This is a genomic window from Aureimonas glaciei, assembly GCF_014643375.1.
GTDB classification, from domain to species: Bacteria; Pseudomonadota; Alphaproteobacteria; order Rhizobiales; family Rhizobiaceae; genus Plantimonas; species Plantimonas glaciei.
The window spans coordinates 294362-317630 of sequence record NZ_BMJJ01000004.1; the positions used below are offsets into that span (position 1 = coordinate 294362).

The window sequence follows — 23269 nt, forward strand, 5'->3', positions numbered from 1 at the left end:
GCCGGGAGGTTTCATGCCGTGGCCGTCATTCACGCGCGCCGGCCCCTTCTCTGGCTCCAGCCGACGAAAAAAAAGGGGCGCCCGGTCCGTGACCGAGCGCCCCTTCTAATTTCGTGCGGCGCGCGGCGCCGAGAATGGACCTTAAGCGGCCATCGCCTTCTTCAGGTTCTCGTCGATCTTGTCGAGGAAGCCGGTGGTCGAGAGCCAGGGCTGGTCGGGACCGATGAGGAGGGCGAGGTCCTTGGTCATGTGGCCGGCCTCGACGGTGTCGACGCAGACCTTCTCCAGCGTGTCGGCAAAGCGGGCAAGCTCGGCGTTGTCGTCGAGCTTGGCGCGGTGGGCGAGGCCCCGCGTCCAGGCGAAGATCGAGGCGATCGAGTTGGTCGAGGTCTCCTCGCCGCGCTGGTGCTGGCGGTAGTGGCGGGTGACGGTGCCGTGCGCGGCTTCCGCCTCGCAGGTCTTGCCGTCCGGGGTCATCAAGACGGAGGTCATCAGGCCGAGCGAGCCAAAACCCTGCGCCACCGTGTCGGACTGGACGTCGCCGTCGTAGTTCTTGCAGGCCCAGACATAGCCGCCCGACCACTTCATCGCCGAGGCGACCATGTCGTCGATCAGGCGGTGCTCGTAGGTGATCTTCGCTTCCTTGAACCGGGCGGCGAATTCGGCCTGGTAGACCTCCTCGAAGATATCCTTGAAGCGGCCGTCATAGGCTTTCAGGATGGTGTTCTTGGTCGAGAGGTAGACGGGATAGCCGCGCAGGAGGCCGTAGTTCAGCGAGGCACGGGCGAAGTCGCGGATCGATTCGTCCTGGTTGTACATCGCCATGGCCACGCCGGCGGCGGGCGCGTCGTAGACTTCGTGCTCGATCACCGCGCCGTCCTCGCCGACGAACTTGATCGACAGCTTGCCCTTGCCGGGGAAGCGGAAATCGGTGGCCTTGTACTGGTCGCCGAAGGCATGGCGGCCGACGATGATGGGCTTCGTCCAGCCGGGGACGAGGCGCGGCACGTTCTTGGCGATGATCGGTTCGCGGAAGATGACGCCGCCGAGGATGTTGCGGATGGTGCCGTTCGGCGACTTCCACATCTTCTTCAGCGAGAATTCCTTCACCCGGTCCTCGTCCGGGGTGATGGTCGCGCACTTCACGCCGACGCCGTGCTTCTGGATCGCGTGGGCAGCATCGATGGTGACCTGGTCCGAGGTCTCGTCGCGGTGCTCGACGCTGAGGTCGTAATAGTCGAGCTCGATGTCGAGATAAGGATGGATCAGCTTGTCCTTGATGAACTGCCAGATGATCCGTGTCATCTCGTCGCCGTCGAGCTCCACGACCGGATTTGCGACCTTGATCTTCGCCATCGATATCTTCCTCGGGGTTGTCTGCGGCTTCCTGACGGGCCGCCATGAATGAGCGGGCGGCAGCCCTGGCGTGCTGGCTGCGGCTATATCATCGCCGTTCGCAGACGCAAAGCAGAGCGCGCCGAAGTTCGCCGGCGGCCGCAGGGCAGGGCGACCGGTGCGACGCCCTAGCCCCATGAGGCCGGCGCGGCGAGAAAACCCATACGAGGGCAAAAGACGAGGGTAGGCTTCGGCTTGCCATCCCCTGCTTGCCATACCGATTCAAAAGCTTGCGATATCGATTCCGTTTGCCCCGGTAAGGCTCTGTTATCCATGGCACAGCATACTCGCCGCCGCGGTGGTGCCGGGGGCGGGACGCTGCAGGCGGTGAATCGACAGGTTTCGATATCGATTCCGCGACGGGCGGAAAGCTGTTGATCCGCCGGGACCCCGTCACCTCTTGGCCGGAGGGCGCGGTCGCTGTATCAGCGGCAGGAATTCAAGGAGAACCGCGTGGCAGGAACAAATCGCAGGGAGCGGCTGATTGCCGACGGGCTGACAAAACCCGCGTCGCCGGCGATCGTGCTGGTCGAACCGCAGCTCGGCGAGAACATCGGCATGGTGGCGCGCGCGATGGCCAATTTCGGCCTCGGGGACCTCCGCCTCGTCGCGCCGCGCGACGGCTGGCCGAACGAGCGCGCCAGCGCCGCCGCCTCCGGGGCGGTGCATGTGATCGAGGCGGCGCGCGTCTTCGAGACGGTGGAGGAGGCCGTCGCCGACCTCACTTATCTCTTCGCCACCACCGCTAGGCCGCGCGACAGCCTGAAACCGGTGCGCGGACCCGATTCCGCCGGTGCCGAGCTCAGGGCGCGCATTTCCGCCGGCCAACGCGCCGGCCTGCTGTTCGGGCGGGAGCGCTTCGGCCTGAACAATGAGGAGGTCGGAATGGCCGACGAGATCGTGACCTTCCCGGTCGATCCGGCCTTCGCCTCGCTCAACATCGCCCAGGCCGTTCTTCTCATGAGCTATGAGTGGATGCGCTCCGGCCAGCAGGAAGCCGCAGGTCCCCGCTTCGCCGCGCCCGAGGTGCCGCCGGCGGAGAAGGAGGACCTCTTCCGCTTCCTCGGCCATCTCGAGGCGACGCTGGACAAGGCGAACTATTTCCACCCGGAAGAGAAACGGGCGGCGATGTCGCAGAAGGTGCGCACGATCCTGACGCGCGCGAATTTCTCGGAGCAGGAGGTGCGCACGCTGCGCGGCATGCTGCGCCATATCGAGCGTCGCATGGGCCGGAGCCCGCGCGGATGAGCGAGGCGGGCCTGTCGGCCCTTCCGCTCCAGACGGTGGCGGCCGATGCCGCGGGCTCGGCGCTGCGCCCGATCCTCGTCTTCGACAGCGGCATCGGCGGCCTCACCGTGCTGCGCGAACTGCGCACCATCATGCCCGACCGTTCCTTCGTCTATGTCGCTGACGATGCCGGCTTTCCCTATGGCGACTGGGAGGAGGCCGCGCTGATCCGGCACATTTCCGACCTGTTCGCTCGGCTGATCGAGGATCTCGATCCGTCGATGGCGGTGATCGCCTGCAACACCGCGTCGACGCTGGTCATGGCCGAGCTGCGGCGCCGCTTCGCCATTCCCTTCGTCGGCACCGTCCCGGCGATCAAGCCGGCGGCCGAACGCACGCGATCGGGCCTCGTCAGCGTGCTCGCGACCCCCGGCACCGTGAAGCGCGACTACACGCGCGGCCTGATCGCCGACTTCGCCCAGAAGTGCACGGTGAACCTCGTCGGCTCGCGCCATCTCGCCGCCATGGCCGAGACGCATCTGCGCGGCGGCAAGGTCGATACGGCGGCGGTGGCGGACGAGATCGCCGCCTGCTTCGTCGAGGAGGGGGGGCGCAAGACCGACATCGTCGTGCTCGCCTGCACGCATTATCCGTTTCTGGCCAACGTCTTCCGCAAGCTCGCGCCCTGGCCTGTGGACTGGCTCGACCCGGCCGAGGCGATTGCCCGGCAGGCGCTGACGCTTCTGCCGCAGGCTGCGGCGCGCCTGCCCGACGGTTTCGACCGCGCCGTCTTCACCGCCGGGCCCGTGGACCGTGCGACGGCCCGGTTGATCCACGGGTTCGGCCTGGCCGGCTGAGGCCGGGAGCGCCGCCGCCGGCACGCGTGCCGCCGATCTCCGGCGGTGCCGACCAAGCGGGCAAAACCGCTCACTGAATATTTCTTCGCCCAGCTGTTCCCGTAACGGCAGTTCGGCTAATTCTGTCGCGCCGCAGCGCCGTCTTCGAGCCGATCCGGGCCGGTCTGGACCGCGCCGGGCGGACGCGCGCGGGTCAGGAGGGGCAATGCAATGAGCAACTCCACAGATTCGGTTACGGAAGTTACCTCCGTCTCCTGGTTCCGGCGGATTTTTCAATCTGTCGCCGGGGTCCTGGTCGGTATCGTCCTGGTGCTCATCGTCATCGGGGTGCTGTTCTGGAACGAGGGCAGGGCGGTGGTCACCGCGCAGTCGCTCAGCGAGGGACAGAGCACGGTCGTCAGCATCGATCCCGCCACGGTGCAAGCCGCCAACGAGGGCAAGCTCGTCTATGCGCAGGGCGATGCCGTGGTGGCCGATCCGCTTGTCGATCCGCTGCTGGGCGTGGAGGCCGCCGGCATCCGCCTGCAGCGCCAGGTCGAGATGTTCCAGTGGAAGGAGTCGTCGAAATCTGAAACGCGGACCAAGCTCGGCGGCGGCGAGGAGACGGTGACCACCTACACCTATGCCCGCGACTGGGCGGAAGGTCCGATCGACTCGTCAGAATTCCATGCGCCGGCCGGGCATGAAAATCCGGAAATGCCTCTCGGGAGCGACAGCATCCAGGCGCCGGCGGCCGCCTTCGGCGGCTTTACGCTGGGCGACGAGGTTCTGTCGCAAGTTTCGGGCGACGAACCGGTGGCGCTGTCGGCCGATGCAGGGGAACAGATCGAGGCGGCCTTGGCGGAGACCGGGCGGCCGGTAACGGTGGCGCTCGGCCGAATCTTCGTCGGCGAGAACGCCAATGCGCCAGCGCTCGGCGACCTGCGCATCAGCTATACCAAAGTGCCGGCGGGGCCGTTGAGCCTGATCGCCCAGCAGAGCGGCGACAGCTTCACCGCCTATCAGACGCAGGCCGGCGATCGGCTGCTCCTGGTCGACAGTGGCGCCGTGTCACTGGACAAGATGTTTGCGGATGCGCAGAGCGCCAATGTGGTGATCACCTGGATCGTCCGCCTCGTCGGGCTCGTCCTGCTCTTCATCGGTTTCGCGCTGGTGACCAAGCCGATCTCGGTCGTGGCCAGTGTCGTCCCCTTGCTCGGCGACCTCGTGGGCCTGGGAACCGGGCTGATCGCCTTCGTTGCCGCCACGGTCACCGGCGGGGTGACGATCGCGATCGCTTGGTTCTTCTACCGGCCGCTGCTTGCGCTTCTCATCCTGGCGGTGACCGCCGCCATCGTCTTCGGCATCGTCGCCCTGCGCCGGCGACGTCTGGCTGCCGGCGCTTTGCCCTCCGGGGCCCGCCCAGCCTGACAACGCGCGCTGACGACGCACGACGGCTGGGGCGTCTCCACCGATCTGCGGATCGTTCAGCGGCTCTGGAACGAGAAATTCGACGTCTGCTTGTCGGCCCCGTCGACCTTGTCGGTGACCACCATGGAAAAGCCGTTCGCGCCCCGGCTGGCAATGGTCATGACCGCCTTGCGGTCGCCGTAGATCGGCTGGGGATAGGTGATGTCGAGCACCAGCCGGTCGCCTCTCAGCCGCCCGGAAAGCTGGGCCGGCCCCTTGGACGAACCGGTGTAGACGCCGCTGTAGCGATTGCTCGAAGGATCGAAGGTCAGGGTCGCGCCGATGCTGCGGCTGAAGACGACGAGGGCGCGGCACTGGCCGGCGAGGCTGATGCTGTTGGCGTCGCCGCGGGCGCCGTCGAGGCTGCAGGTGACCTTGCGGGGGGTCGAATCGACGTCGCGCTGGATGGTGCCGGAACCGCCCCAGCCTCCCTCGAAGCGGTCGAGAACGCCGGCGTCGGCTTTCGCCGGGGCTGCGGCGCCGACGCTCATGAGGAGGGAGAGGCAAGCGATGCCGGGAGTCAGCGAGAAGGCCATGATCGTTCCTTTGTCGCGAATGCATCAAGCGATGCGAACAATGTGGGGCGCGCCCGCGGGAGGCAGGGTGTTTTGCGCCGGAGCCGGAACGCCCGTGCGGCCGGAACGTTCGACCTGCAACGCAATCGTGAGCAGGACGGACTTCCCGTGGACATCATTCGCATCATCATCGCCATCTTCATTCCGCCGCTGGCCGTCTTCACCCAGGTCGGGCTCGGCAAGCATTTCTGGATCAACCTTCTGCTCACCCTCTGCGGCTGGCTGCCGGGCGTCATCCACGCCTTCTGGGTGATCGGAAAGTACTGATCGGCCGCTTCGGCTTGACATAATTCATTCATCTCACTACCCAGACGCCAACCGGTCGCGCCTTTCGGGTGCGATCGGTTTTTAACGTGTCCCGTGAGCTTGCCGACCCCCGCGTCGACAGCTCTGTCGGTTCATCCCCCGGGATGGGCAGAGGAGGGCGCGTTTCCTCACCCGGCCGGAATCGTCCGACCGGGGTTTTTCGTTTGAAGGAAATGCGATGACCAAGCGCGCAGAATCCAAGTACAAAATCGATCGCCGCATGGGCGAGAACATCTGGGGACGCCCGAAGTCCCCGGTGAACCGCCGCCAGTACGGCCCGGGCCAGCACGGCCAGCGCCGCAAGGGCAAGGTCTCCGATTTCGGCACGCAGCTGCGCGCCAAGCAGAAGCTGAAGGGCTATTACGGCGACGTAGCCGAGAAGCAGTTCCGCAAGATCTACGAGGAAGCCGCCCGTCGCAAGGGTGACACGTCCGAGAACCTGATCGGCCTGCTCGAGAGCCGCCTCGACGCCGTCGTCTACCGCGCCAAGTTCGTTCCGACCGTGTTCGCGGCCCGCCAGTTCGTCAACCACGGCCATGTCAACGTCAACGGCGTGCGCACCAACATCGGCTCGTACCGCTGCAAGGCCGGCGACGTGATCGAGGTTCGCGAGAAGTCGAAGCAGCTGACGATCCTGATCGAAGCGACGCAGCTCGCCGAGCGCGACGTTCCCGACTACATCCAGGCCGACCACAACAAGATGGTCGCGACCTTCCAGCGCGTCCCGACCCTCTCCGACGTGCCCTACGCCGTCGTGATGGAGCCGAACCTGGTCGTCGAGTTCTACTCGCGCTAACCGGCTTCGACGGCAGAGTTTGGAAAAGGCCGTCCTTCGGGGCGGCCTTTTTCGTTTGGGGGGAAGGCAGAGATGGCGGCCCCGTACGCTCCGTACGCCGCTCCAGCCACTGCCCGCATCTTGAGGCTCGTCATCCCGGGCTTGACCCGGGATCCATTCCAAATCGCCGCAGGACATGACGCCAGCTGCCTCTCCGCCAGGCCCACGGCCAAGTCGCCTCAAACCCGCCAATGGTTTGGAATGGATCCCGGATCAAGTCCGGGATGACGAGCGGATAAGGAACGACGTGTTCTGAACCGCTGGGCCGGCTCGCAGGCGTTTAGAGACTTTGCCGAGAAGGAGTGCGCCTCTCCTCAGCCTCTGCCTTCCCCGGCTTTGTCTTTCCCTCCTCCCTCCTGTAAGCCTCGGCCAAACGAGGACGCCGGACATGCTCGACGACATCGCCGAAACCCTTCATCCCGCCGCGGACGACGACGTCTCCGATGGCGCGCATCCTCTGCTCGCCACCGCTCCCGATACCGTCGGCTTCAAGAAGCTGCGCAAGCGGCTGCTCAGGCAGGTGCGCGAGACGATCGCGGTCAATGGCATGGTCCAGCCGGGCGCGCGCTGGCTGGTTGGCCTGTCCGGCGGCAAGGATTCCTACGCGCTGCTGGCGCTTCTCTGCGATCTCAAATGGCGCGGCATGCTGCCGGTCGAGCTGCTCGCCTGCAATCTCGACCAGGGCCAGCCGAATTTTCCAAAACACATCCTGCCGGAATTCCTGAAGCGGCACGGCATTCCGCACCGCATCGAGTACCGCGACACCTATTCGGTGGTGACGGACAAGCTGCCGGCGGGGGCCACCTACTGCTCGCTCTGCTCGCGCCTGCGCCGCGGCCATCTCTACCGGGTGGCCCGCGAGGAGGGATGCTCCGCGCTTGTCCTCGGCCATCACCGCGAGGACTGTCTCGAGACTTTCTTCATGAACCTCTTCCACGGCGGCCGCCTGTCGGCGATGCCGGCGAAATTTCTCAACGACGAGGGCGACGTCATGGTGCTCCGGCCGCTGATCGCCTCGGCCGAAGAGGATCTCGGCAGATTCACCGAGGCGCTCGGCTTCCCGATCATTCCCTGCGACCTCTGCGGCAGCCAGGACGGGCTGCAGCGCAACTCCACCAAGGCGATGCTGGCGGAGATGGAACAGCGCTTTCCCGGCCGCAAGGAGACGATGCTGCGGGCGTTGTCTCATGTCAGCCCCAGCCACCTGCTCGATCCGAAACTCTTCGACTTCGCCTCTCTCCTGACACGCTCGGATACGCCATGACCCAGACCTTCGACATCGACCGCCTCGGCGCCATTCTGCGCGCCGCCGCCCTTGCCGAAATCATGCCGCGCTTCCGGCGGCTCGGCGCCGGCGACATCCGGCAGAAGTCCTCGGCGATCGATCTGGTCACCGAAGCCGACGAGGCGGCGGAGCGTTTCATCATGGCGGAATGCGCCAAGGCTTTTCCGGAAGCCACCTTCGTGGGCGAAGAATCGGTTGCCGCCGACTACGGCCTCATCGAGAAGGTCGGGACGGACGATCTCGTCATCGTCGTCGACCCGATCGACGGCACGGCGAACTTTGCCGCCGGCGCGCCGGTCTTCGCCGTCATGGCGGCGGTCGTCTCGAAGGGTGAGACCATCGCCGGGCTGATCTACGACCCGATGGGCGACGATTTCGTCCAGGCGGCGAGGGGCGAGGGGGCGGTGATGAAGCAGGCGGACGGCACGGTCACCAGCCTCCGCGTTGCCGCTCCCGTGCCGCTCGGCGACATGGTCGGCGTCGGATCGCATTCGTCCCTCCCGGCTTCCGAGAAGCGGGAGTTCATGGCGCGCCTGTCGGCGGTGAAGGTGCTCGGCAATTATCGCTGCGCAGGCCAGGAGTATCGCTTGGCGGCGACCGGCAACCTGCACTTCAATCTCTACCAGAACCTGATGCCCTGGGATCATCTCGGCGGCGCACTGATCCTCAGCGAGGCGGGCGGCTATGTGCGCCGGCTCGACGGCTCGGCCTACCGTCCCGGTCACACGACCGGTGGTCTGCTCTGCGCGGCGGACGAAGCGAGCTGGCAAGCCCTGCACGGTGCCGTATACGGCGGCTGATGCCACAGCGCGTCGCCTGCCCCTCGAGGGCGGGCGAGGCGCGCCGGTGACGGCGACGGCTCAGCGCGTCTGCGCGGCGACTTCGGCGGCGTGCTCGTGCTTCTCGCGGGGGCGGTCGAAGAGCCGGCCACCTTCCGCATAGTAAACGCAGGCGAGCGAACCCAGCGAGAGCACGGTGAAGCCTGCATAGAGCGGCAGCAGCGTGCCGTCGTAGAACGACCCGATCAGTGCGCCGAGAAGGCCGCCGCCGAGCGTCTGCATGAAGCCGAGGACGGAGGACGCGGTGCCCGCGACGTGGCCGAGCGGATCGAGCGCCAGCGCGTTGAAGTTCGTGCCGATGAAGCCGAACATGCAGAAGGTCAGCGTCATCATCACGAGGAACAGCCAGAACGGCATGATCCCGCCGAGCGCCGTCGAGATCACCAGCTGCAGTACGCTGAGCACGGTGAACGCGACCAGGGCACCGTGCGACAGGCGGCGCATGCCGAGCCGCTCCACCAGCTTGGAATTGGTGAACGACGCCGCCGCCATGAAGATCGCGACCATCGAGAAATACAGCGTAAAGGCGGGCCCGATGTCGTAGATCCCGGTGTAGATCTGCTCGGCCTGGTTGATGAACGAAAACAGGACGCCGAAGATCAGTGCCGTCGCCAGCGTGTAGCCGAAGGCGCGGCGGTTGGTGAGAACGATGCGGAAGGCCTCGGCCGTGCGCTTCACCGTCAGGGGGCGGCGATCCTCCGGATGCAGGGTCTCCGGCAAGCGAAGCGCGCTCCAAACAAGAGCAGCGGCCCCGACGATGCCGGTGACGACGAAAATCTCCTGCCAGCTGCCGAAGGCCATGATGATCTGGCCGAGATTGGGCGCGAGCACCGGAATGGTCATGAACACCATCATCACCAGCGACATGACGCTGGCCATGCGGGCGCCGCCGAAGCAGTCGCGCACGATCGACACCGCAATGACCCGCGTCGCCGCCGCGCCGACGCCCTGCAGGGCGCGGAAGGCGAGAAGCACGCCGAAGGTCGGCGAGAAGATCGCGGCAAAGGAGGCGAGAACGTAGATGGCGAGGCCCGCAAACAGAACCGGGCGCCGACCGAAACGGTCCGACAGGGTGCCGTAGATGATCTGCGCGGCACCGAAGCCGACAACATAAGCGGTGATGACCAGCTGGCGGGTGTTCTCGTCGGTGACGCCGAGCGTCGAGCCGATTTCCTGCAGCGCCGGAATGAAAATGTCGATCGCCGCGGCGTTCAGCGCCATCAGCAGCGCCACCATGGTGACGAGTTCCCAATAGGGGAGTCCGTGCGTTGCGCTAGGGCTCGACGCTTTCGACATGTCTGATCCTTCCTTGGATGGGCGCAGACATATCGGTCCATGCCGAAATGGCAAGTAAGACTTGGTAAACGCGCCGTCGCCCGACGCGCCCTAACAGGAGGATGGCAGGTTATCGTTTTGGCCTGCCGGAGCGAAAGCAAGGGCTTGGCTTCAAGCCGGCCGACAGGGCGCCGCACGCATGGCTATCATGCATCACGTCAATGTCAGCCGCTTACGCCGAGGCTTCGTCCTATCGGCCGACGGGACGAAGAGCGGCGTCTTTGGCGCCGACCCGTGTTCTACAGATCACCGCACGCTGTTCTCGCCGGTGCTCCTCGAAGCGCCGGCCTTCACAGCTCGTTGCGAGGGTGGTCGGCCTCTCAGGCCTGCGCGGTGGCCGGCACCGTGGTCGAGATGCCCTTCTCCTCGAAGAAGTCCTTGAGCTCGCCGGCCTGGAACATCTCGCGCAGGATATCGGAGCCGCCAACGAACTCGCCCTTGACGTAGATCTGCGGAATGGTCGGCCAGCCGCCATAGGTCTTGATGCCCTGACGCAGCTCGTCGGAAGCCAGGACGTTGACGCCCTTGTAGCCGACGCCGAGGTAATCGAGGATCTGCACCACCTGGCCGGAGAAACCGCACTGCGGGAAGGCCGGGGTGCCCTTCATGAAGACCACGATGTCGTTGGTCTTCACCTCGTTGTCGATCCAGTCGTTGATGCCGGTCATGTCAGGTTCCTTCAGTGATAAATCGTGTCTCGCCAGAGATACGATCTCCTGCCGCCGATTTCCAGCACGAGGGGTAGCGAATGCTCGTGAAGTTCAGGGAGCAGGTCCGAAGCGTTCGGCTTCCAGTGTCACCAGTCGATCCTCGTGTTCGTTGAGGCGTCGCGATGTTTCGTAGTGTTCGCCGATCCGTTTCAGAATGTTGTTCTCGGCGATGACGAGATCGGATTTGACCTCACGCAGGTCCCGGTCCGTCCGCGACAGGCCTTCGCGCAACTCCCGTTCGAGCGACGAAAAGCCCTCGCCGATGTTCCTGTCCAGCCGGGCAATCAATTCCTGCTGCCGGACCAGAATCTGCAGCAGCTGTTCGTGACGCTGTTCCAGTCGTCTGAGATAGGCGAGCGTGTGATTGTTGCCGGGAGAGGGCGTTTCTGCTTCCTGCATTCCGCATCTCCCTGCTGGTACACACTGCCTGCGATCGTCCGCCTGAGCGATGAAACGGATGCTACTTCGGCGCGCTGGTTTGAAGGGCTAGCGCGTGCAAAACGCCGCCCATATTGCCCTGCAGTGCCTGGTAGACCATCTGGTGCTGCTGCACCCGCGACTTGCCGCGAAAGCTCTCGGCGACGACTTCGGCCGCGTAGTGGTCGCCGTCACCGGCGAGATCGCGGATCGTGACTTCGGCATCGGGGATACCGTCCTTGATCATCTTTTCGATGTCATGGGCGTTCATCGCCATGAGGCGCGTCTCCTGTTGTGGCATCGGGCTCGCCCGCTTCGGGCCGAGAATAGGCGCTTCGCCGGGGACGATCAATCGATCCCGGCAAAGCGAAACGTCACTCGGCGGCGACGGCGATGTCGGGGGCCCCGGACATGTAGGCCGGGAACCAGCTCTCATGCGCGACGGTGAGGTCCATCACCGGCACCGACAGGCGGTTGCGGATGTCCAGGCGGTCACCGCCGACAGTGCCGAGCCGGCGTAGGGCGACGCCCAAATGCGCGGCTTCCGCTGCGAGCCTGTCGGCGTCGCCAGCGGCAAGGGCAACGACGTAGCGCGCCTGATCCTCTCCGAACAGCAGCGCATGCGCCGCGCCGGTGCCGGCGTCGACCATGACGCCCTTGCCCGAGGCGATGCACATTTCGGCCAGCGCAATGGCGAGACCGCCGTCGGAGAGATCGTGGCAGGCGGCGACGCGGCCGGCGCGGATCAGGCCGCGGACGAAATCACCGTGGCGCTTTTCCTCGGCAAGGTCGACCGGCGGCGGGGCGCCGTCCTCGCTGTCGGCAATCTCGCGCAGATAGATGGTAGCGCCGAGATGGCTTCCATCCCGACCGACGAGGAAGAGCACGTCGCCATCGGCCATGGCGCCGATGCTGGCGGTTTTCGTGCGGTCGTCGATCAGGCCGACGCCGCCGATAGTCGGGGTCGGCAGGATGCCCTGGCCGTGCGTCTCGTTGTAGAGCGAGACATTGCCGGAGACGATGGGGAAGGCCAGCGCCGTGCAGGCGGCGCCGATGCCCTCGATCGCCTTGACCAGCTGGCCCATGATCTCCGGCTTCTCGGGATTGCCGAAGTTGAGGTTGTCGGTTGCCGCGATCGGCTCGGCGCCGACGGCGGTGAGGTTGCGCCAGCATTCGGCGACGGCCTGCATGCCGCCCTGGAAGGGGTCGGCCTCGCAATAGCGCGGTGTGACGTCGCTGGTGAAGGCGAGCGCCTTGGTCGGATGGCCGTCGACGCGCACGACGCCGGCATCGCCGCCCGGGCGCTGCAGCGAATTGCCCTGGATCAGCGTATCGTACTGCTCAAACACCCAGCGGCGCGAGGCGATGTCGGGCGAACCGAGGATTTTCAAGAGCGTCGCGCCGAGGTCGGCGGGCTCGGCGATATCGGCGGCGTGGATCAGCTTGGCGGGCTTCGGCTCGATCCAGGGGCGGTCGTATTCCGGCGCCTCGTCGCCGAGCTCGCGGATCGGCAGGTTGGCGACCTCATGACCTTGGAAGAGCACGCGGAAGCGCAGATCGTCGGTGGTCTTGCCGACGACGGCGAAATCGAGGCCCCACTTCAGGAAGATCGCCTCGGCGACGGCCTGCTTCGACGGCTCCAGAACCATGAGCATGCGCTCCTGGCTCTCCGACAGCATCATCTCGTAGGCGCTCATATGCGTCTCGCGCACCGGCACCTTGTCGAGGTCGAGCTCGATGCCGAGGCCGCCCTTGGCCCCCATCTCGACAGCCGAGCAGGTGAGGCCGGCGGCGCCCATGTCCTGGATGGCGATGACGGCGCCGGTCTGCATGAGTTCGAGGCAGGCTTCGAGCAGGCATTTCTCGGTGAAGGGGTCGCCGACCTGCACGGTCGGGCGCTTCTCCTCGATGTTCTCGTCGAATTCGGCCGAGGCCATGGTGGCGCCGCCGACGCCGTCGCGACCGGTCTTGGCGCCGAGATAGACGACGGGCAGGCCGACGCCCTTGGCTTCCGACAGGAAGATCGCGTCCGACTTCGCAAGTCCCGCGGCGAAGGCGTTGACGAGGCAGTTGCCGTTGTAGCGCGGGTGGAAATTCACCTCGCCGCCGACGGTCGGCACGCCGAAGGCGTTGCCGTAGCCGCCGACGCCAGCGACGACGCCGGCAACGAGGTGGCGCGTCTTCGGATGGTCTGGCGCGCCGAAGCGCAGGGCGTTCATCGCCGCGATCGGCCGGGCGCCCATGGTGAAGACGTCGCGCAGGATGCCGCCAACGCCCGTCGCCGCGCCTTGATAGGGTTCGATGAAGGAGGGATGGTTGTGGCTCTCCATCTTGAAGACGACGCAGTCGCCGTCGCCGATGTCGACGACGCCGGCATTCTCGCCGGGACCCTGGAGGACGCGGACGCCCTTCGTCGGCAGCGTCTTCAGCCAGCGCTTCGACGACTTGTAGGAACAGTGCTCGTTCCACATCGCCGAGAAGATGCCGAGCTCGGTGATGAGGGGCACGCGCCCGATCAGGTTGAGGATGCGCTGGTATTCGTCCGGCTTCAGCCCGTGGGCGGCGACGATCTCGGGCGTGATGGTGATCTCGGTCATGGGGTCTCCGTGCGCCGGGGCGTCAGGGGTATGATGTCGATGCGGCCGCCCGAAGGATTGGCCGGCAGGGTCGGGGCCGCCGCACGGCCGCCCCGCGTCCTTAGGCTTTCGTCCACAACTCGACGGGACGACAGGCAGCGGTCTCGTCGGGGCGGTGCAGGATGACGGTATCGTCGGCGGCCTGCGAGATCTGGCTCTCGAAAATCCGCCGCTGGAAGATGATCAAAGCATAGCGCCCGGCCGAGCGGATGCACAGCGCGTAGCCATCGGGGTAGCCGGCAAGAAACTGCTGGCTTCGCTCCCCATCGCGGCGCCTGAAGACCGCGCGGACGGAATCGCGCGCATATTGGATCTCCGGTCCGCTGGGCTCGAGATCCGGCGTGCGCACAACCGGCGCGATCTCGGTTACGGGAACGGACTCGACGGAAAACGTCGTTACGCCCGCATTGGCGTAGACGCAGCCGGCGAGGGCCGTGCCGGCGGCCGCGACGAAACCCGCCCGCACGAGGCTGCCCACCAGGGTCGAAAGCCTACGCACGGCAGCTACCGTCGCCGGTGTTCCAGCGGCGGATGTCGCTGTCGACCCTGGCGCCGAGCGACGTGCCCATGACCGGGCCATAGGTGGACAGCGCCCGCGAGCCGGGCTGCGCCTCGACCACGAGCAACGGCTTCGCCTCGGCGCGCCCCTTCGGAACCAGGAGAAAGCGCGGCTTGCCGGAAAAGGAGGAGAGTTCCGGCGCCAGGCTATAGCGGGCGAAAGCCGGATCGTTCGACTTGAACCAGCAGCGGTTGGCGGCCAGCGTCACCCGCTCCATGCGGTCCAGGCCAGACTCGGCCTTGGTCGTCGCGGCGCGAGGCACCGTGGGAGCCGGGGTGCTGCAGGCCGACAAGGCGACGATGCCGGCGGCCGAGACCGAGATCAGCGCGGCGCGCAAACCGCTCGCCACGGTCATGCGGCCACACGTCCGACGAGGCCAAGGGCACTTTCGAACAGACCGCGGCCATCGGTTCCGCCATGCTCGGGCTCGACCAGATTCTCGGGGTGCGGCATCAGGCCGAGCACGTTGCCGGCCTCGTTGACGATGCCGGCGATGTCGCGCGTCGCGCCGTTCGGATTGGTGCCCTCGGCATAGCGGAAGACGACGCGGTTCTCGCCGTGCAGGCGCTCGATCGTGTCCTCGTCGGCGAAATAGTTGCCGTCGTGATGGGCGACCGGGCAGCGGATGATCTGGCCTTGGCGGTAGGCGGTGGTGAAGCGGGTAGAGGCGTTCACGACTTCGAGCTTCACCTCGCGGCAGACGAAGCGCAGCGTCGTGTTGCGCATCAGCGCGCCGGGCAGGAGGCCCGCCTCGCACAGGATCTGGAAGCCGTTGCAGACGCCGAGCACCGACACGCCCTGCGCGGCTTTATCCGCGACCGCGCGCATCACCGGCGAGCGCGCCGCGATGGCGCCGCAGCGCAAATAGTCGCCGAAGGAAAAGCCGCCGGGAACGACGATCAGGTCGACGTCGGGGATCTCGGTGTCGGTCTGCCAGACCGTCAGCGGCGGCGTGCCGGCAATCGACGTCAACGCCGCGATCATGTCGCGGTCGCGGTTGAGGCCGGGGAGGAGAACGACGGCAGTTTTCATGAGCGACGGCAACCGTTGGAGAGTCAGGCCGGGCCGGCTGGGCCCGGAAATGGAAACAGCGGCATCATCCGGAGGAGATGGTGCCGCTGGCATGAGCGCAATCTTCTGCGTCAGGGGTGTGGCTGGTAGGGTGTCGATGCCTCAGCCAGTTCACGTAGGTCGAGCCTGCGCTCGATGCGTTTGAGCCGATCGTCGTGACGACCGAGCATCCCGTAGATGTTGTGAATGTCGCTCTGCATCGCCACCATTGTGCCGCGGATCGAATTCAGCTCCGTCTTCACCTCGACGATATCGAGGCGAAGACCACCGATCTCCTGATGCATCCGCTTCATCAATTCGAACATCAGCTCGTTCGTGACTTCGACCATCGCACCCTCCGGTACAACCCCTAAGCGATCTCCACGGTATAGTTCTCGATGACGGTGTTCGCCAGAAGCTTGGCGCACATGTCCTTGAGCTGTGCCTCGGCGGAAGCCGGGTCGGCGGCGTCGACTTCGACGTCGAAGACCTTGCCCTGGCGAACGGAGCCGACGCCGGCGAAGCCGAGGCTGCCGAGGGCGCCCTCGATCGCCTTGCCTTGCGGGTCGAGGACGCCGTTCTTGAGGGTGACGACGATGCGGGCCTTGATCACTGGTTCTGCCTGTCGATTGTGATGTCGGTCACGGTATCTGCCGGTCCCGGGAATAGACGAGTTTGAGCGCCGATGCCGGCTGCGGCGCGGGGCTACCGCGCCGCCGCCTTACTTTACCAGCACCGGCCCGGAGGGGCGGGGCGGCTCGTTCTCGTTCATGATGCCGAGACGCCGTGCGACTTCCTGATAGGCCTCGACGAGGCCCCCCATGTCGCGGCGGAACCGGTCCTTGTCCATCTTCTCCTGCGTCTGCACGTCCCAGAGGCGGCAGGAGTCAGGCGAGATCTCGTCGGCGACGATGATGCGCATCATGTCGCCTTCGTAGAGGCGGCCGGTCTCGATCTTGAAGTCGACGAGCTGGATGCCGACGCCGAGGAAGAGGCCGGAGAGGAAGTCGTTGACGCGGATGGCGAGCGCCATGATGTCGTCGATTTCCTGCGGGGAGGCCCAGCCGAAAGCGGTGATGTGCTCTTCCGACACCATCGGGTCGTCGAGCGCGTCGGCCTTGTAGTAGAATTCGATGATCGAGCGCGGCAGGACCGTGCCTTCCTCAATGCCGAGGCGCTTGGCCAGCGAGCCGGCCGCGATGTTGCGCACCACCACTTCGAGCGGAATGATCTCGACTTCCTTGATCAGCTGCTCGCGCATGTTGAGCCGCTTAATGAAGTGCGTCGGGATGCCCATCTTGTTCAGGTGGGTGAAGATGTACTCGGAAATCCGGTTGTTGAGGACACCCTTGCCGTCGACGATCTCGTGCTTTTTCTTGTTGAAGGCGGTCGCGTCGTCCTTGAAGAACTGGACCAGCGTTCCCGGCTCAGGACCCTCGTAAAGGATCTTGCCCTTGCCTTCGTAGATACGGCGGCGACGTGTCATATGGGTACTCTATCGTGAATGAGGGCCCGCCCGGGCGGCGGTACGCGAAGCGGTCATGTCCGAGGGCGTGAATAGACCAAATGGGCCCTCTAAACAATGCTCGGCCGTGTCAAGGGATTTGTCCATCGGTAGAGTTGGGCATGCCGCGGGCGCAAACAAGATGCATTTCGGCGTGTCCTCGCGCCTTTGCCCTTCAAAAATAGGGCCCCAGGCCGTATGTCGGTGCTGCGGCGGGTGCTGGCCGCGTCTGAAATTCCCTGTGGAGCATGAACGGATGTCGATGATGGACCGCGAAAAGGACTTCGAGGCTCGCTATGCGCACGACCAGGAACTGCGGTTCCGAATCGAAGCGCGGCGCAACAGGCTCCTTGGCCTTTGGGCCGCGGAGAAGCTCGGCAAGACCGGTGATGACGCCGCGTCCTACGCCAAGGAAGTGGTGGCGTCCGATTTCGAGAAGGCCGGCGAAGAGGACGTGTTCGAGAAGGTCCGGCGCGATTTCGACGCTGCCGGCGTGACGCAGTCTGACCACCAGATCCGTCGCACCATGGCCGAGCTCCTGCTCGAAGCCGAAAAGCAGGTTCGCACGGAGTAGGGCCTTTCGGCCCGCCCCACCTGGTTCTCTGACGAAAGGCGCCGTCATGGCTCTTCCCGGACTGCGGCAACGTCTGGCCGACGGCAGCTTCGTGCTGTCCGCCTGGTCGAGCCTGACCGATCCCCACATTCACGAGGCCCTGCTGCGGGCGCCGTTCGACGCGCTGACCTTCGACCAGCAGCATGGCCTGCACGACCTGCGCTCGATCGAAGCCGGCATTGCGCGGGCGGCCTTCCTCGGCAAGCCGTCGCTGGTGCGGCTGCCGATCGAGGATCGGGCCGGCGCTGCACGGGTGCTGGATCTCGGCGCCTCCGGCGTCATCATGCCGATGATCGAGGGCGTCGAAGATGCCGGGGCCTTCGTCGCCGCGGTGAAATATGCCCCGCTCGGCGCGCGCTCCTTCGGGCCGACCCGGGCGGTCGAGCTGCACGGGTTTACCGGTGCCGTGGCCTATACCGCCGTGGCCAATGCCGAGACACTCGCCTTTGCGATGATCGAGACCGCCGCCGCGATGGAAAACCTCGAGGCGATCCTGGCGATTGACGGTCTCGACGGCGTCTTCGTCGGCCCCTCGGATCTCTCCATCGCGCTGTCGGACACCAGCGCCTGGGATCCGGAGGGTGCGGTGGCCGATGCCGCCGTGCGCAAGATAGCGTCGCTCGCGGCAGCGGCGGGAAAGTTTGCCGGGATCTACGCCGCGACCGCCGAGGACGCTCGGCGCTACCGCGGTTACGGCTATGGCTATGCCTGCGTCGCCTCCGACATCGGCCTGTTCAAGGCCGCGGCGGCGGCGCTTGCCGAAAGCGCCAAGGCCTGATCGTTCGACGTCGGCGGGGCGGCAGCGCTACCGCGCGGCCGCTCCGTCACGGCGGTGACACGATCACGCTTCTCCGCTGCGCTGTTCTTCCAGCTTCAGCCCGGAAATGAATTTGCCGAAGGTCAACAGGCCCTCCGGCCAGGGGCCGTGTCCGCTTTCGTGGTTGAGGTGCCCCGATTCCCCCGCATCGATGAACAGCGAGCCCCAGGCCCCGGCTGCTTCCTCGGCCGCCTCAAAGGTCGAGAACGGATCGTTGCGGCTGGCCACGACCACCGAGGGAAACGGCAGCGGATCGCGCGGATAGGGCCCAAAGGTCATCAGGTGCCGAGGGCGCAGCAGCGGATTGGCGACATCCGGCGGGGCGACGAAGAAGGCGCCCGCGACGCGCTTTTCGAACAGCGGAATGGCCTGAACCGCGGCCGCGACGCCCAGGGAATGGGCGACCAGCACGACGGGTTTGACGCTCTCGTTGACCGCCTCGGCGATCGCCTGCACCCAGTCCTCGCGCACGGGCTTGGTCCATTCGCGCTGGTGGACGCGGCGGGCGGTGGACATCCGGCCTTCCCAGCGGCTCTGCCAGTGAGTCGGCTCGGAGCCACGATAGCCCGGAATGACGAGGATGTCGGCTTCGGTGATACGCATCTGCCGCAGATGCGAACAACCGGGCGCGAAGTCAAGGACGCCGCGTCGGCGCCAGGGTACCGGCCTGCCATCGGCCCGGTGCCGAACGCTGTCGTGCCCCGCCGGGCGCCGCTCTCTCAGCCCGACGGGTTTCGCCGCTCGGCACTTTGACCTATGCCGTCTGAAAACCGTGCGGGGACACGGCGTCGCGCCTGCGCGGCCCGTCCGCTCCCTCGACAAAGGAATGGCATGCTCAGAGCTACCTACGACTGGACGATCCGGCTCGCCGCCCGTCCGCGCGCCGCCCACGCTCTGGCGGCAGTCTCCTTCGCCGAAAGCTCGTTTTTTCCCGTTCCCCCCGATGCGCTGCTGGTTCCCATGGTCCTGGCGAGGCGCCAGGCGGCCTGGCGACTGGCCTTCATCTGCACGGTGGCTTCGGTGCTGGGCGCCCTGGCCGGCTACGCCATCGGCGCCTTCCTGTTCGAGCAGGTGGCGCGCCCGATCCTCACCTTCTACGGCTATGGCGGCAAGTTCGAGGAATTCGCCGCGCGGTACAACGAGTGGGGCGCCTGGATCGTCCTGATTGCCGGCATCACGCCGTTTCCCTTCAAGATCATCACCATCGCCAGTGGCGCCACCGGACTGAATCTCGTGATTTTCGTCGCGGCCAGCATCGTGGCGCGTGGCGTGCGCTTCTACGCCGTCGCCGGCCTGCTCTACTGGTTTGGCCCGCCCATGCGCGACTTCATCGAGAGGCGGCTCGGATTGGTCTTCACTCTCGGCCTGACCTTGCTGCTCGGCGGATTCGCCCTGGTGCGCTTCGTCATCTGAAGCGCCGGGCAGGGCCTTCCTGCCCCGCGCAGCGATTACAGGAGAGGGCTGATCAGGCGGGTCGCATTCTCGGTCAGCTTGGTGAAGAAGCCGCGCTGGTCCCAGTCGTCCGGCATCAGTCGCGCGCTCTTGGCGCGGTAGTCGTTCTCGATCCGCCGCATCTGCTTGACCACGCCGGCATCGTAGGCGAGCAGCGTCACCTCGGAGTTCAGCTCGAAGGAGCGCCGGTCCATGTTGGCCGAGCCGATGACGGCGATGTCGTCGTCGATAGAGAGATGCTTGGCGTGCAGGAAACGCTCGCGGTAGAGCATGACCTCGACGCCCGATTCCAGCAGCTCGTCGTAATAGGACCGCTGCGCGTGGTCGATCAGGAAGCTGTTGGTCGTGGCGGTGACGAACAGCGTCACCTTCACGCCCTTCTGGACCGCCGATTGCAGGGCCAGCGACAGCGGCTCGTTCGGGATGAAATAGGGCGTAGTGAGGACGACGCGCTCGCGGGCGGAATGGATCAGGTCGGTGAACAGGGTGTCGAGCCGGCCGGCGGGATGATCCGGGCCGCTCGGCATGACCTGCGCCACGACGCCGCCCTCCGTCGTCGCCGGCATCGGCATCAGCTCCGGCGCGGAAATGTCCTCGTCGGTCTCCAGGAACCAGTCGCCGATGAAGATCGCCTGGAGTTCGAGCACCACCGGGCCGGTCACGCGCGCCATCACCTCGCGGTAGAAGGTGTTCGGTTCGTATTCGATCTGGTGCATGTTCTGCGAGCCGACCCAGCCGGTGCGCCCGTCCACCACGACGATCTTGCGGTGGTTGCGAAGGTCGGCGCGGGTGGCGCGCCGCCAGAAGCGCAGCGGCAGAATCAGCCGGATCTCCACGCCGCTGCCGTCGAGCCGCCGGGCGATGGCGTCGCGGTGATAGGAGGAGCCGACGGCGTCGATCAGAAGGCGGCACTTGACGCCCCGGCGCGCGGCCCGCTCCAGGGCGCTCAGCACCTTGTTGCCGGCCTCGTCGTCGTGGAGGATGTAGAACATCGCATGGGCGTGGTGGGTCGCGGAATCGATGTCGGCGGTGATGCGGTCGACCACGCGGTTGTAATTCGGGTCGAGATCGATGCTGTTGCCCGAGAGGCACGGCAATTGCCCGAGCGTCTGCACGAGATGCGCGGCGGTACGGCTGCGGGGGCCGAGCGTCAGCGCCGCCTCGGCGGCCGAGGGGATCTCGCCGATCGCCTTGAGCACGACCGAGGGCACGTCCTTGATGCGCTCGCGCCGCCATTTGGGATGGCGCGCGTCGCCGATGAAGAAATACAGGATCGTGGCCGCGAAGGGCTGGAAGAAGAACAAGAGCAGCCAGCCCTGCGCCGCCGCCGGCGACCGCCGGAACGGAATGACGACCAACGCGCCGATGATGATCCCCCAGTTCAGGAGAAACAGGATGGTGGACCAGAGACTGAAGTGAGAGGTCATCGTCCTGCCATGTCGATCGTTCTGTCGTTACCCATCCTGGCGGCGATCCACCGGCGATGCGGCCGGGCAAGGCTGCCGACGGCCGGTTTTCCCGCCTGGAGCGTAAAATGAACCCGGGCCGATCGCCGCCTCACACCGCGGTGAGGCAACTTGCATCCCGTCAAGGTGTTGTTGATATGGTGCTGGCGGAGCGGACTACCGCATGAAGGAATGTTTTCGATGACAGCCATGACGCCGCGTAGCACGAAGCGCGCCCGAACCGAACCGGAAGCAGGCATCGCCTCCTGATGGTTCGAATCGTCTACGCCAATCTCGGCTATAGCCGGGACATCAACGGCTCGCTCGGCCATCACCTCTCCCGGCTTCACCATCATGTCTACACGCCGCGGGCCGCGCAGATGCGCAGCCTCGAATTCGTGCGGGACACGATGCGGCGGCTGAAGCCCGACCTCAGCTGCTTCGTCGAAATCGACCAGGGCTCCATCACCAACGGCTATTTCAACCAGTTTCCGGTGCTGCGCGAGGACCACCACACCTTTGCGACCATCGACAACAAATACAGCGGCACGACGAAATTCCACCGCTCGCCGATTTCGCGCGGCAAGTCCAATGCCTTCATGGCGACCCAGAAGGTCGACTTCACCAAGCGCTATCTCGACCACGGCAAGAAGCGGCTCGTCTACGATATCGACATCGCCGGCCTGCGGGTGCTGGTCGTGCACTGTTCGTTGATGAAGAGCGTGCGCGCCCATCAGTTCGCCCAGATCGCCACCTGGATCGAGGAACGCGACGTGCCGACGGTCTTGATCGGCGACTTCAACATGTTTTCCGGCGAACGCGAACTGGCGCCATTGATGAAGAGCGAAAAACTCTTCCACGCCAACCGCCTGTCGGGCCCGACCTTCCGCTTCGGCCCCTATCACGCCACGCTCGACACCTGCCTGATTTCGCAGGGGTTGGAGCAGTGCTGCTCGATCGAGATCATCGACCAGCCGTTCTCGGACCACCAGATGTTCAAGATCGACATTGCGCTCGAGGACACTTCCAAACTCGCCGCCAACGGCTGAGGCACCGCAAGAGGGGGCTGCCGCCGCTTCAGGCCGACAGAAAGGCGCGAAGGGCTCGACCCAGCTCTTCCGGTGCTTCCTCGGCCATGTGGTGACCGCAGTCGATGCCGTGGCCCGAGAGCGTCGTCGTCCAAGGGCGCCACACGGCCAGGACGTCGCCGTAGAGCATTTCGAGATCGTCGCGCAGCGACCAGAGGCAGAGCGTCGGGCACTGGATGCGCCGGCCGAGGCGGCGGTCCTCGGCGTCATGGGCGCGGTCGATGCCGAGCCCGGCACGATAATCCTCGATCATGCCATGGACGGTTGCGGGATCGCGCGTGGCGACGCGGAAATTCTCGTAGTTGGCCGGCCCCATCATTTCGGGCGACCCCGTGTACCAGGCATCAGGATCGGCGAGGATGGCGCGCTCGGGCTTTTCGGGCTGGGCGAAGAAGAACCAGTGCCACCAGGCCCTGGCAAACGTTTCGCCGCAGCGCTCCAGCGCCTCGATGATCGGGACACCGTCGAGCACCGCGAGATGGGTAACGTTTTGCGGATGGTCCATGGCCATGCGGAAGGCGGTGTAGGAGCCGCGGTCGTGGCCGACGACCGCAAAGCGCTCGAAAGATGGCGCATCAGCGCGATGCCATCGCGTGCCTTGGCCCGTTTCGACGAGCCGGCATGGTCCGGCGTGTCGGCCGGCTTCGAAGACTGGCCGAAGCCGCGCAGGTCCGGGCAGACGACCGTGTGGTGGCGGGCGAGGATCGGCGCGACGCGGTGCCAGGTCGTGTGGGTACGCGGGTGGCCGTGCAGCAGCAGCACCGGCGGCCCGGAGCCGCCATGGCGCACGCGCAGTGTCGCTTCCGGCAGCGCGATGGTCTCGAGGGTGAACTGTTCGAACATAAGCGCCCCGTCTAGCTTCGTCGGGCCGCAAC

General features: G+C 65.9%; 26 protein-coding genes and 1 pseudogene. 11 read left to right on the forward strand and 16 right to left on the reverse strand.

Going from position 1 to position 23269, the window contains the following annotated elements; translation table 11 throughout:
- Window positions 1–141: 141 nt before the first annotated feature.
- Window positions 142–1356, reverse strand: coding sequence for an NADP-dependent isocitrate dehydrogenase (locus tag IEX88_RS10625; protein WP_188850583.1), 1215 nt, complete (start codon window positions 1354–1356; stop codon window positions 142–144).
- A 492-nt stretch (window positions 1357–1848) separates the two neighbouring features.
- Between IEX88_RS10625 and IEX88_RS10630 the strand changes: the two genes are divergently transcribed.
- From IEX88_RS10630 to IEX88_RS10640, 3 genes are all read left to right on the forward strand, one after another.
- Entirely contained in the window at window positions 1849–2643 is a 795-nt protein-coding gene (locus IEX88_RS10630; protein ID WP_188850584.1) for an RNA methyltransferase, read from the forward strand.
- Window positions 2640–3479 carry a glutamate racemase gene (gene murI / locus IEX88_RS10635; RefSeq protein WP_188850585.1) on the forward strand — a complete coding sequence of 280 codons (840 nt, stop codon included), beginning with the start codon at window positions 2640–2642 and terminating at the stop codon, window positions 3477–3479. The genes IEX88_RS10630 and murI overlap by 4 nt, the downstream gene beginning before the upstream one ends.
- Before the next feature lie 210 nt (window positions 3480–3689).
- Complete coding sequence (locus IEX88_RS10640) at window positions 3690–4889, forward strand: TMEM43 family protein (protein WP_188850586.1); 1200 nt, start codon at window positions 3690–3692, stop codon at window positions 4887–4889.
- A 56-nt stretch (window positions 4890–4945) separates the two neighbouring features.
- On the opposite strand, the gene IEX88_RS10645 is transcribed toward IEX88_RS10640, so the two are convergent.
- On the reverse strand, window positions 4946–5464 hold the full coding sequence (locus IEX88_RS10645) for a hypothetical protein (RefSeq protein ID WP_188850587.1): 519 nt from the start codon (window positions 5462–5464) through the stop codon (window positions 4946–4948).
- A 147-nt stretch (window positions 5465–5611) separates the two neighbouring features.
- Here IEX88_RS10645 and IEX88_RS10650 point away from each other — a divergent pair, with 147 nt between their 5' ends.
- From IEX88_RS10650 to IEX88_RS10665, 4 genes are all read left to right on the forward strand, one after another.
- Window positions 5612–5770 (forward strand): YqaE/Pmp3 family membrane protein, encoded by a 159-nt coding sequence (locus tag IEX88_RS10650; RefSeq protein ID WP_188850588.1) that lies wholly within the window; start codon window positions 5612–5614, stop codon window positions 5768–5770.
- Window positions 5771–5987: 217 nt separating this feature from the next.
- On the forward strand, window positions 5988–6605 hold the full coding sequence (rpsD, locus tag IEX88_RS10655) for a 30S ribosomal protein S4 (RefSeq protein ID WP_188850589.1): 618 nt from the start codon (window positions 5988–5990) through the stop codon (window positions 6603–6605).
- Window positions 6606–7032: 427 nt separating this feature from the next.
- Window positions 7033–7908 (forward strand): tRNA 2-thiocytidine(32) synthetase TtcA, encoded by an 876-nt coding sequence (gene ttcA / locus IEX88_RS10660; RefSeq protein ID WP_188850590.1) that lies wholly within the window; start codon window positions 7033–7035, stop codon window positions 7906–7908.
- On the forward strand, window positions 7905–8729 hold the full coding sequence (locus IEX88_RS10665) for an inositol monophosphatase family protein (RefSeq protein WP_188850591.1): 825 nt from the start codon (window positions 7905–7907) through the stop codon (window positions 8727–8729). The genes ttcA and IEX88_RS10665 overlap by 4 nt, the downstream gene beginning before the upstream one ends.
- 60 nt (window positions 8730–8789) lie before the next feature.
- Here the strand turns inward: IEX88_RS10665 and IEX88_RS10670 are convergent, their stop codons facing one another.
- The 11 genes from IEX88_RS10670 to purC form a co-directional block, all read right to left on the reverse strand.
- Window positions 8790–10064, reverse strand: a complete 1275-nt coding sequence (locus tag IEX88_RS10670) for a multidrug effflux MFS transporter (RefSeq protein ID WP_188850592.1) — start codon at window positions 10062–10064, stop codon at window positions 8790–8792.
- A gap of 359 nt (window positions 10065–10423) precedes the next feature.
- Entirely contained in the window at window positions 10424–10771 is a 348-nt protein-coding gene (grxD, locus tag IEX88_RS10675) for a Grx4 family monothiol glutaredoxin (protein ID WP_188850593.1), read from the reverse strand.
- Window positions 10772–10864: 93 nt separating this feature from the next.
- The gene (locus IEX88_RS10680; protein ID WP_188850594.1) at window positions 10865–11212 is read right to left on the reverse strand and encodes a hypothetical protein; all 348 of its coding nucleotides are present in this window, start codon (window positions 11210–11212) and stop codon (window positions 10865–10867) included.
- Window positions 11213–11273: 61 nt separating this feature from the next.
- Window positions 11274–11507 carry a BolA/IbaG family iron-sulfur metabolism protein gene (locus IEX88_RS10685; protein WP_188850595.1) on the reverse strand — a complete coding sequence of 78 codons (234 nt, stop codon included), beginning with the start codon at window positions 11505–11507 and terminating at the stop codon, window positions 11274–11276.
- A gap of 97 nt (window positions 11508–11604) precedes the next feature.
- Window positions 11605–13827, reverse strand: coding sequence for a phosphoribosylformylglycinamidine synthase subunit PurL (gene purL, locus IEX88_RS10690; protein ID WP_188850596.1), 2223 nt, complete (start codon window positions 13825–13827; stop codon window positions 11605–11607).
- A 100-nt stretch (window positions 13828–13927) separates the two neighbouring features.
- Window positions 13928–14365 (reverse strand): hypothetical protein, encoded by a 438-nt coding sequence (locus tag IEX88_RS10695; protein ID WP_188850597.1) that lies wholly within the window; start codon window positions 14363–14365, stop codon window positions 13928–13930.
- Entirely contained in the window at window positions 14358–14780 is a 423-nt protein-coding gene (locus IEX88_RS10700) for a hypothetical protein (RefSeq protein ID WP_188850598.1), read from the reverse strand. Before IEX88_RS10700 ends, IEX88_RS10695 begins: the two co-directional genes overlap by 8 nt.
- On the reverse strand, window positions 14777–15457 hold the full coding sequence (gene purQ / locus IEX88_RS10705) for a phosphoribosylformylglycinamidine synthase subunit PurQ (RefSeq protein ID WP_188850599.1): 681 nt from the start codon (window positions 15455–15457) through the stop codon (window positions 14777–14779). The genes IEX88_RS10700 and purQ overlap by 4 nt, the downstream gene beginning before the upstream one ends.
- Window positions 15458–15567: 110 nt before the next feature.
- Window positions 15568–15825, reverse strand: a complete 258-nt coding sequence (locus IEX88_RS10710) for a hypothetical protein (RefSeq protein ID WP_188850600.1) — start codon at window positions 15823–15825, stop codon at window positions 15568–15570.
- A 20-nt stretch (window positions 15826–15845) separates the two neighbouring features.
- Entirely contained in the window at window positions 15846–16088 is a 243-nt protein-coding gene (purS, locus tag IEX88_RS10715) for a phosphoribosylformylglycinamidine synthase subunit PurS (RefSeq protein ID WP_188850601.1), read from the reverse strand.
- A gap of 108 nt (window positions 16089–16196) precedes the next feature.
- Window positions 16197–16961: a phosphoribosylaminoimidazolesuccinocarboxamide synthase gene (gene purC / locus IEX88_RS10720; protein WP_188850602.1), complete on the reverse strand. Its 765-nt coding sequence runs from the start codon at window positions 16959–16961 to the stop codon at window positions 16197–16199.
- Window positions 16962–17235: 274 nt separating this feature from the next.
- On the opposite strand from purC, the gene IEX88_RS10725 reads away from it, so the two are divergent.
- Window positions 17236–17553 (forward strand): DUF1476 domain-containing protein, encoded by a 318-nt coding sequence (locus IEX88_RS10725; RefSeq protein ID WP_188850603.1) that lies wholly within the window; start codon window positions 17236–17238, stop codon window positions 17551–17553.
- A gap of 46 nt (window positions 17554–17599) precedes the next feature.
- Window positions 17600–18370, forward strand: a complete 771-nt coding sequence (locus IEX88_RS10730) for an HpcH/HpaI aldolase family protein (RefSeq protein WP_188850604.1) — start codon at window positions 17600–17602, stop codon at window positions 18368–18370.
- A 63-nt stretch (window positions 18371–18433) separates the two neighbouring features.
- Here the strand turns inward: IEX88_RS10730 and IEX88_RS10735 are convergent, their stop codons facing one another.
- A complete protein-coding gene (locus IEX88_RS10735) occupies window positions 18434–19012 on the reverse strand; it encodes an RBBP9/YdeN family alpha/beta hydrolase (RefSeq protein WP_188850605.1) in 579 nt (192 codons plus the stop codon).
- 228 nt (window positions 19013–19240) lie between these two features.
- Between IEX88_RS10735 and IEX88_RS10740 the strand changes: the two genes are divergently transcribed.
- A complete protein-coding gene (locus IEX88_RS10740) occupies window positions 19241–19822 on the forward strand; it encodes a YqaA family protein (RefSeq protein ID WP_188850606.1) in 582 nt (193 codons plus the stop codon).
- 35 nt (window positions 19823–19857) lie between these two features.
- Here the strand turns inward: IEX88_RS10740 and cls are convergent, their stop codons facing one another.
- Entirely contained in the window at window positions 19858–21288 is a 1431-nt protein-coding gene (gene cls, locus IEX88_RS10745; protein WP_188850607.1) for a cardiolipin synthase, read from the reverse strand.
- Between the two features lie 287 nt (window positions 21289–21575).
- Here cls and IEX88_RS10750 point away from each other — a divergent pair, with 287 nt between their 5' ends.
- Window positions 21576–22355: an endonuclease/exonuclease/phosphatase family protein gene (locus IEX88_RS10750; RefSeq protein ID WP_188850608.1), complete on the forward strand. Its 780-nt coding sequence runs from the start codon at window positions 21576–21578 to the stop codon at window positions 22353–22355.
- A gap of 28 nt (window positions 22356–22383) precedes the next feature.
- On the opposite strand, the pseudogene IEX88_RS10755 reads toward IEX88_RS10750, so the two are convergent.
- A pseudogene (locus IEX88_RS10755) lies at window positions 22384–23237 on the reverse strand (alpha/beta fold hydrolase).
- Between the last annotated feature and the right edge of the window lie 32 nt (window positions 23238–23269).

Coding starts and splice junctions, on each gene's coding strand:
- IEX88_RS10645 (WP_188850587.1), bottom strand. CDS start 5,464: ATGGCCTTCTCGCTGACTCCCGGCATCGCTTGCCTCTCCCTCCTCATG.
- IEX88_RS10670 (WP_188850592.1), bottom strand. CDS start 10,064: ATGTCGAAAGCGTCGAGCCCTAGCGCAACGCACGGACTCCCCTATTGG.
- IEX88_RS10625 (WP_188850583.1), bottom strand. CDS start 1,356: ATGGCGAAGATCAAGGTCGCAAATCCGGTCGTGGAGCTCGACGGCGAC.
- ttcA (WP_188850590.1), top strand. CDS start 7,033: ATGCTCGACGACATCGCCGAAACCCTTCATCCCGCCGCGGACGACGAC.
- purC (WP_188850602.1), bottom strand. CDS start 16,961: ATGACACGTCGCCGCCGTATCTACGAAGGCAAGGGCAAGATCCTTTAC.
- IEX88_RS10740 (WP_188850606.1), top strand. CDS start 19,241: ATGCTCAGAGCTACCTACGACTGGACGATCCGGCTCGCCGCCCGTCCG.
- cls (WP_188850607.1), bottom strand. CDS start 21,288: ATGACCTCTCACTTCAGTCTCTGGTCCACCATCCTGTTTCTCCTGAAC.
- grxD (WP_188850593.1), bottom strand. CDS start 10,771: ATGACCGGCATCAACGACTGGATCGACAACGAGGTGAAGACCAACGAC.
- purL (WP_188850596.1), bottom strand. CDS start 13,827: ATGACCGAGATCACCATCACGCCCGAGATCGTCGCCGCCCACGGGCTG.
- purQ (WP_188850599.1), bottom strand. CDS start 15,457: ATGAAAACTGCCGTCGTTCTCCTCCCCGGCCTCAACCGCGACCGCGAC.
- IEX88_RS10750 (WP_188850608.1), top strand. CDS start 21,576: ATGGTTCGAATCGTCTACGCCAATCTCGGCTATAGCCGGGACATCAAC.
- IEX88_RS10685 (WP_188850595.1), bottom strand. CDS start 11,507: ATGGCGATGAACGCCCATGACATCGAAAAGATGATCAAGGACGGTATC.
- IEX88_RS10665 (WP_188850591.1), top strand. CDS start 7,905: ATGACCCAGACCTTCGACATCGACCGCCTCGGCGCCATTCTGCGCGCC.
- murI (WP_188850585.1), top strand. CDS start 2,640: ATGAGCGAGGCGGGCCTGTCGGCCCTTCCGCTCCAGACGGTGGCGGCC.
- IEX88_RS10725 (WP_188850603.1), top strand. CDS start 17,236: ATGTCGATGATGGACCGCGAAAAGGACTTCGAGGCTCGCTATGCGCAC.
- IEX88_RS10680 (WP_188850594.1), bottom strand. CDS start 11,212: ATGCAGGAAGCAGAAACGCCCTCTCCCGGCAACAATCACACGCTCGCC.
- IEX88_RS10735 (WP_188850605.1), bottom strand. CDS start 19,012: ATGCGTATCACCGAAGCCGACATCCTCGTCATTCCGGGCTATCGTGGC.
- IEX88_RS10700 (WP_188850598.1), bottom strand. CDS start 14,780: ATGACCGTGGCGAGCGGTTTGCGCGCCGCGCTGATCTCGGTCTCGGCC.
- rpsD (WP_188850589.1), top strand. CDS start 5,988: ATGACCAAGCGCGCAGAATCCAAGTACAAAATCGATCGCCGCATGGGC.
- IEX88_RS10710 (WP_188850600.1), bottom strand. CDS start 15,825: ATGGTCGAAGTCACGAACGAGCTGATGTTCGAATTGATGAAGCGGATG.
- IEX88_RS10640 (WP_188850586.1), top strand. CDS start 3,690: ATGAGCAACTCCACAGATTCGGTTACGGAAGTTACCTCCGTCTCCTGG.
- IEX88_RS10730 (WP_188850604.1), top strand. CDS start 17,600: ATGGCTCTTCCCGGACTGCGGCAACGTCTGGCCGACGGCAGCTTCGTG.